Genomic DNA, 5,580 nt, shown 5'->3' on the forward strand with positions numbered 1-5,580 from the left:
CCCCGCCGTTTACGAAGCCGACCAGACGCACCTTCCACAAGCCTTGACGGAGTAATCTTCGCCGCGATAACCCGTATAATCTGACTATCATCCTTGAAAGCGAAACCATTCAACGCATCCTGCACCAGCTTCAACAAATTATCAACGTCTACACGGCGATTATCCTGCAAAAAGAAACGACATTGAAGAATAACGTTCCCTTCGAAAATTGGATAATTCGGATAACCTGCTAAATACGCTTCACGTACCCGCGTTTCAGCATCGATAGTTTTCTTCGGTGTTACCCCTCGTTTCCCATAGACGCGGGGACGCGCCTTAGGAACAGGTTGACCTTCAATAATGAACTCGCGAACAGCCAATTTAATTTGTTCCTTTCCCATCACAAAACTCGTCAATACTTTTCTGCGAAACCCAGAAACGAGTCCCAATCTGACGTAGACGTAGATAACCTTTAACCGCTAAGCTTTTTACTGTGCGCACATCCATATCTAATTGACGTGCAGCCTCACTCAGCTTCACCAACTTACGAACAGGTTGATTCATGACCGCTCCTTACTGTGAGCGGTTAAGTCTTGAATGAAATCCCACGACAAAAAACCAAGACCAACCAAAGACACCACATACACAAGCAAAAACGAGAAACTAACAAGCGGATTCTTACCCATATTCGCAAACATGAGATAGAAGAAGCTGCTCATGCACATGATACTTACGAGAATAGTGTCGAGCAGTATGATTGTGCGTTCGAATTGTAACTGAGTTTGCTGTGCACGGTCGCTCATTGTGGTAGTATTACTATTGTTTTTCATATTCATTTCCCTTATTGGTCGATGCTCGCATTACCTTGCGGGCATTTATCAATTCCTCGACTTTTCGCCATGCTTGGAATGCTTTATCACACGCTTCTTCCATTCACGCCACATAACATGCAGCTCAACGAAAACAGGGAAAAGTGCGACAAAAAACGTGAGAATAGCAAAAATAATCGTGATAACAACATCCATGATCTACTCATCTTTCTCAGATGAAGTAACAGAAGAAGCCGCATTCGACAGCGCGTTCACCGCATTATATATACTTATTTTCAGCACAGCGTAAAGGAACAGAACATCAATATCAGGTAAAAGATCGATTCCATGCACATTAGCAATAATGCGTTTAATATTCTCATCAGATAAGTCGATAAGCTTGAGAGTAGGAATAATAAGCTTTGGGTTACCCGCCAACCATGACTTTACTTGGGAACGCATGTAAGAAATATTGACGACATCAGACCATAGTTGGGCAGCTTCTGCCTCAACCTCAGCCTTACTATCTTCTTCCACTTTTACATTTTTTTGCGTATCCTCAATAATCGCACTATCAAGTTGAGTGAGGTTACCCAAAAATTTTGAAAATCTCATCATCAGTAAAACCTGACACATCATGCTCATCAATAGCAGTAGTAAACTTGTCAATAGAAATGTTAAATTTTCTGCTCAAAACATACGCGGAACTATAGTACTCACATAAATAGTCGTGCACGTATTGACGCATAAGAAACTTAATAACATTAATATCATTGGGTGTTTTGTTACTCATTATTTTGTCCTTTCTTTTCGCGCTTCTCACGCTCAGCCGCAAGCTCTGAGAGTTGCCAATAAGTCAAACCAAGAAAATTGGCCGCTTTAGAGAGCTCATCTACAGTCCATGCGCGCTCTTTGCGCAAGCGATAGTCAAGAGTCCTACGGTCAATACCGAGATAATCAGCCAAACCAATCTGGGTTAAATGCCTAGCGGCGAGTTCTGCTCGAATCGTCTGAGCGTAATAATCCAGTACAGCCAACTTTTCCTCCTCTCGTAGTACAGTTCTCTATTGAGAACAATCAAAGTAGATTACGTTCTCTATTGAGAACAATTACAACTATAAACTACATTAATGTAATTTGCAATCTCAATAGAGAACACGGCGTGTCGCATTATGCCATAGTGAAGTTCTCAAATGAGGTACACTAGACACATGGTAAGAAACGAGCAACTAGAGCCAGTAAGCGAAGCAGCCAAAGCAATCGCACGGTTCATCAAAGAACAAATCATCCAAAAAGGCTACACGGTAGAAGAAGTGGCTAAAAAACTAGGACGCGCAAAAAGCTACGCATCCATACGCCTCTCTGGACTAAAAACGTTCTCCATAGACGACCTCGACAAAATCGCAAAAATGCTCGGATACACCTCAACATTCACGCTTATCGCAGAAGCTCATGAGTACAGCCTCGGGGTGCCTACCGCAATACCGGAAGAGTGGAATCTTGCCGCCAGCGAAGATCCTAACAAACGAGCCGAACGCGAATACGACGACTTCGGCGCATAACCAAAATAACAAAAGGAGAACAGAGAATGATTCAACGCGACCAAAACGGTAACGCCTTTATACCATTTTTCGGTAGAAAGAAATTTATCCAAGAACTCAACGATGAGTCCAACTTCTATAGGAGCGAAGCAGAAAAATACCGCCAACAGGCAGAGACATTAGGCATGCTCACCATCCAAGAACGCGAAGAAAAAATCAACAAACTAGAAGAAAAAATCAAAAGACTAGAAAACGAAGCGCAAAACATCATAGGCCCTGCCAACAACGAAGCAGTAAAACGCGAGCGAGACGCAAAAATCGCCGAAAAACGATATGAGGCACTCAAAAAGAAAATCGAGGAACTCCAGGGCGTAGGCGCTCAATTCGACGTATCCCTCTACGATTTCGACAACCCAGCGCAAAACTCCGTTGAATACGCAGCCAAACTCACTGAATTAAAAGCGCAACAAAAACAAATGATAAAAGAAGGCAAAGCAACAAGCTCAATCACCAGCTTCACATTTAACGGCAAGAAAAGTGACGGAACAAAATTCATCAACCAACTCAGCAAACTCGCCCTCAACCTTTTTAATAGCGAAACAGAAAACGCTGTCAAAACAGTAAAAGCAGGCAACCTATCGTCAGCAGTAGCACGCATCATTAAAAGCGCAGAAAACGTGAGCAAATTCGGCACACTTATCAACCTGCGTATTACGCCAGCATATCAAAAACTCAAAGTAGAAGAACTGGAAACAACAGCACTCTACCTCCAAGCAGTTCAAGTAGAAAAAGAAGCCGAACGAGAACGTAAAGCAGAATTACGCGAACAAGCAAAAGTTCAAAAAGAACTCGAAAAAGAAATGGAACGTCTCAAAAAAGAGAAAGAACACTACGAGAATGCTCTCAAAGCGGTTGAAGAGCGCGGGGACCTCGAAGAAGCCGAAAAACTGCGTAATAAGCTGGAGCAAATTCAAAAGTCTGTAGACGATGTAGACTACCGCGCCGCAAACATCCGAGCAGGATACGTATACGTTATCAGCAATATCGGAGCCTTCGGTAAAGATGTAGTCAAAATCGGCATGACACGACGCCTCGAACCAATGGATCGTATCCGTGAACTTTCCAGTGCTTCTGTACCATTCGTATTCGATGTGCACGCACTCTTCTTCAGTAAAGACGCAGTTAACTTAGAAACAATGCTGCACCACGAATTCGAAGGCAGGAGAGTTAACAAGGTAAATGCTCGCAAAGAATTCTACAAAGTCACACCTCAAGAAGTACTTGATAAACTCAAGGAAAAAGACGTTGCACTAGTGGAATACAAAGTGGAACCAGAAGCAGAAGAATATAAACTAAGTCTCAACGCGAAATCTACAACACAAGAAGAAAATTCATAATTATCAAAAAGGTGTGCAAGTACAGTACTTGCACACCTTCTCATATTTTATCGTCCTTTGTGGTTGCCTTTGCCTGGACGGTGAGCATTCCACGTCTCAATCGTTTCACGCTTCCATCCACGAGTACGCCCAATATACACATCAGGCTCAGGAAGCTTATAACCAGCCAACGAACCCCTAGCAACATTAAGATACTCGGCAACCTCGGTATAACTCATATAACGCTCAGTCATAGCCTAATCCTTAATCCCGTAGCTAGCAGTCAAAGACAATAAGCCCGCACTGATAGCAAAAGCACCGCCAACGCTGGGATACCACCAGCTGACAATACTGCCTACAAGACCTACAACAAGCCCTGCATAGGCCGCAATCTTAAACTTATTCATAATACCCACATGGTACACTGGAAAATGGTAGGGCAGGCTCCCTAGGTTACCTAGGAAGCCAATTGTTAACTACTTATCACGGTCGTGCAAGTAGGTTAGTAGCGCAATCACGAAAGTTCCAACTTCAGTGATTGCGCTAATCACTTTCCAGAACATTTCCATGTTCCTCACCTCCTTTCCTTGTTACACTATAATACTACCATAAAAACCATTTCTATGCAAGTATTATATATTAAAAACCCAAAAATAATCGAAAACTTTTTGCGCTTTTATCTCAACACACTTTCGAACAAATGTTCGAACATGGTAGGTAGAATAAACCATACCACCGTACCCAAGAGAAGAGCGCACACGATGAGCACACCAAATATTCAAGACCTGCAGAACATAGCCGAGCAAGGCCATATAACCATCATCGAAACCGCGTTAGATGGTAACTATATGGGCTACTATGACAACGCCACACGCACAATCATCGTCGACAACACCCTCAATCCCACGCAATACCGCTGTACACTCGCCCACGAACTTATCCACGCCAAATATGAACACACAGGACACGATCCAAAAAACGAAAATAAAACACGACAAGAAACAGCACTCTGGCTCATCAACATAATCGACTATATACAAGCAGAACACATCTACGACAGCAATAACATACTCATAGGAATCGAACTAAACGTCACACAACAAGTACTAGGCGATTATCAAAACATACTCAAAGAAACAATACACAACTAAAACAAGCAAAAACTAGCGAGAGGTTACCCATAGCGTGCATGAGTAACCTCTATATTTTTTTACACGCATTCAACAAGAAGGCTTGGAAAATAGGTAAATAATCCTTACACCTCTTACACTTCCTTACACATATGGTGTAAGGCTGAAAACCCTTGAAAACATTAGCCTTAGACACTATTCCTTACATCCTTACACCACTTTTCAGAAAATCTTGAGAATAAAAAATGGGTATATAGTGTTTTAGATGTAAGACATACCCCTCAACACCCATACAAGCCTTTAATTCCAATGCCTGAGAAGCCTTACACCACACGTGTAAGGAAAACCCAAAAACCACGCTCCACGCACAAAATCTTCACAAACAAACAGTTGACAACACGAACCACTGCATGATTAAATGAGTATAGTAGTCATTCGTGTACGCGAGTGGCTATACTCATATAAAAGCGAGTATGCTCGCCAATCTTCTTGCACATGCCCCCATAAAAAACAAAGCCACAATGAACGTGCCCGAAAATAATCTCACCGCAATAAGAGACAAGTAGCGCACACGGCAACCCCTCTACGAGCATCAAGAAACCACGAGCATACCCGCCTCACACTCATACAAAAGTCGTATTGCCCGAAAGCGAGAGAGGGGGGTAACATGAACAAAGCAAACCCCCGACGCACAAACAGCAGCAGAAGAAACAAACTGCGAGCGCGAGTCCTCGCCGCCTACGAC

General features: G+C 42.8%; 12 protein-coding genes. 3 read left to right on the plus strand and 9 right to left on the minus strand.

Annotation, left to right across the window (positions count from 1 at the left end; genetic code table 11):
* The 7 genes from HMPREF2909_RS00005 to HMPREF2909_RS00030 all read right to left on the minus strand — a co-directional run.
* Nucleotides 1–359 (minus strand): RusA family crossover junction endodeoxyribonuclease (locus HMPREF2909_RS00005; RefSeq protein ID WP_071414742.1); only part of this gene is annotated, 359 nt, incomplete at its 3' end.
* A 1-nt stretch (nt 360) separates the two neighbouring features.
* A complete protein-coding gene (locus tag HMPREF2909_RS00010; protein WP_071414743.1) occupies nt 361–543 on the minus strand; it encodes a hypothetical protein in 183 nt (60 codons plus the stop codon).
* Nucleotides 540–809 carry a hypothetical protein gene (locus HMPREF2909_RS00015; protein WP_022857284.1) on the minus strand — a complete coding sequence of 90 codons (270 nt, stop codon included), beginning with the start codon at nt 807–809 and terminating at the stop codon, nt 540–542. The genes HMPREF2909_RS00010 and HMPREF2909_RS00015 overlap by 4 nt, the downstream gene beginning before the upstream one ends.
* A gap of 48 nt (nt 810–857) precedes the next feature.
* Nucleotides 858–1,004, minus strand: a complete 147-nt coding sequence (locus tag HMPREF2909_RS09095; protein WP_168165242.1) for a hypothetical protein — start codon at nt 1,002–1,004, stop codon at nt 858–860.
* A gap of 3 nt (nt 1,005–1,007) precedes the next feature.
* Complete coding sequence (locus HMPREF2909_RS00020; RefSeq protein ID WP_168165243.1) at nt 1,008–1,406, minus strand: hypothetical protein; 399 nt, start codon at nt 1,404–1,406, stop codon at nt 1,008–1,010.
* Entirely contained in the window at nt 1,378–1,581 is a 204-nt protein-coding gene (locus HMPREF2909_RS00025) for a hypothetical protein (RefSeq protein WP_071414746.1), read from the minus strand. Before HMPREF2909_RS00025 ends, HMPREF2909_RS00020 begins: the two co-directional genes overlap by 29 nt.
* A complete protein-coding gene (locus tag HMPREF2909_RS00030) occupies nt 1,574–1,825 on the minus strand; it encodes a helix-turn-helix domain-containing protein (protein WP_071414747.1) in 252 nt (83 codons plus the stop codon). Before HMPREF2909_RS00030 ends, HMPREF2909_RS00025 begins: the two co-directional genes overlap by 8 nt.
* 174 nt (nt 1,826–1,999) lie before the next feature.
* Between HMPREF2909_RS00030 and HMPREF2909_RS00035 the strand changes: the two genes are divergently transcribed.
* Both HMPREF2909_RS00035 and HMPREF2909_RS00040 read left to right on the plus strand, forming a co-directional pair.
* Nucleotides 2,000–2,350 carry a helix-turn-helix domain-containing protein gene (locus HMPREF2909_RS00035; RefSeq protein ID WP_071414748.1) on the plus strand — a complete coding sequence of 117 codons (351 nt, stop codon included), beginning with the start codon at nt 2,000–2,002 and terminating at the stop codon, nt 2,348–2,350.
* A 26-nt stretch (nt 2,351–2,376) separates the two neighbouring features.
* Nucleotides 2,377–3,726 carry an SNIPE associated domain-containing protein gene (locus HMPREF2909_RS00040; RefSeq protein WP_071414749.1) on the plus strand — a complete coding sequence of 450 codons (1,350 nt, stop codon included), beginning with the start codon at nt 2,377–2,379 and terminating at the stop codon, nt 3,724–3,726.
* 47 nt (nt 3,727–3,773) lie between these two features.
* Here HMPREF2909_RS00040 and HMPREF2909_RS00045 read toward each other — a convergent pair whose 3' ends face one another.
* Both HMPREF2909_RS00045 and HMPREF2909_RS09100 read right to left on the minus strand, forming a co-directional pair.
* Nucleotides 3,774–3,959, minus strand: coding sequence for a helix-turn-helix transcriptional regulator (locus HMPREF2909_RS00045; RefSeq protein WP_071414750.1), 186 nt, complete (start codon nt 3,957–3,959; stop codon nt 3,774–3,776).
* A 3-nt stretch (nt 3,960–3,962) separates the two neighbouring features.
* Nucleotides 3,963–4,121, minus strand: a complete 159-nt coding sequence (locus HMPREF2909_RS09100; protein WP_168165244.1) for a hypothetical protein — start codon at nt 4,119–4,121, stop codon at nt 3,963–3,965.
* 345 nt (nt 4,122–4,466) lie between these two features.
* On the opposite strand from HMPREF2909_RS09100, the gene HMPREF2909_RS08705 reads away from it, so the two are divergent.
* Nucleotides 4,467–4,856, plus strand: a complete 390-nt coding sequence (locus HMPREF2909_RS08705) for an ImmA/IrrE family metallo-endopeptidase (RefSeq protein ID WP_168165245.1) — start codon at nt 4,467–4,469, stop codon at nt 4,854–4,856.
* Nucleotides 4,857–5,580 lie beyond the last annotated feature (724 nt).

Source organism: Alloscardovia sp. HMSC034E08 (genome assembly GCF_001813415.1).
In the GTDB taxonomy this organism is placed as follows: Bacteria; Actinomycetota; Actinomycetes; order Actinomycetales; family Bifidobacteriaceae; genus Alloscardovia; species Alloscardovia omnicolens.